Below are 815 nucleotides of genomic sequence, written 5' to 3'. Positions count from 1 at the left end.
GCGCGGCTGCTGCTGGTCGGCGGAGGGCCTCGCGCCGAGGCGCTGCGCGCGCAGGCCGAACGTTCGCCCGCGGCCCACGCGATCCGCTTCGTGGGCCGCGTGCCCCACGCCGAGGTCGAGCGCTATTATGCGCTGTGCGACGTGATGGCCTATCCGCGCAAGCGCAGCCGGCTGACCGATCTCGTCACGCCGCTCAAACCGCTCGAGGCGATGGCCCAGGGCAAGCTCGTCGCCGCGAGCGACGTCGGCGGGCACCGCGAGCTGATCCGCGACGGCGAGACCGGGGTGCTCTTCGCGCCGGACGATCCGGAACGGTGCGCGCAAGCCCTTGCACAGCTTCTTGGCGCGCGCGATAGTTGGCCGCACTACCGGCAGGCGGGCTTCGAGCATGTGCGAAACCGGCACGATTGGGCGATCAACGCCCGGCGTTATCGAGTCGTTTACCAAATGCTGTCACCCGTTGTTGCTGAACAGGAACCTTCGTACGCAACCTGAACTGCGCCCGGACGTTCCAAGAACACCTAGTTTCGGGGTAAGCCAGTGGCCGACAACACGCGCAGGAACCAGGGCGCCAAGCAGCCCATCAGCCAGCATCCGTTGTTTCCCGCCATTGTCGCCCTGTGGTGCGGCGCGCTCGCGGGCCTGTGCAGCGTCGCGCTGCGCCCCGCGCTGATCGAACAGGCGATCCTCGCCACCGGGCTCGATACGCTGGTGCCGATGGCCGCACCGCCGCTGGGCGCCACCTTTCGCATTCTGTTCGCGCTCGCGATGACCGGTCTGGGCGGTCTGGGCGGCGCGCTGTTCGCCCGCCGCCT

At 69.2% G+C, this 815-nt stretch carries 1 protein-coding gene and 1 pseudogene; both read left to right on the top strand.

Annotated features, from left to right (window positions below):
- A partial coding sequence (locus MTR62_RS21095) for a glycosyltransferase (protein WP_244024636.1) occupies positions 1-495 on the top strand: 495 nt, incomplete at its 5' end.
- A 45-nt stretch (positions 496-540) separates the two neighbouring features.
- Positions 541-815, top strand: a pseudogene (locus MTR62_RS21090) (hypothetical protein); the annotation flags it as partial.

Origin of the sequence: Novosphingobium organovorum (assembly GCF_022832435.1) — a bacterium.
GTDB lineage: Bacteria > Pseudomonadota > Alphaproteobacteria > Sphingomonadales > Sphingomonadaceae > Novosphingobium > Novosphingobium organovorum.
Note: the sequence above shows the minus strand (reverse complement) of the source record. Positions and strands in the feature narration are given on the sequence as shown.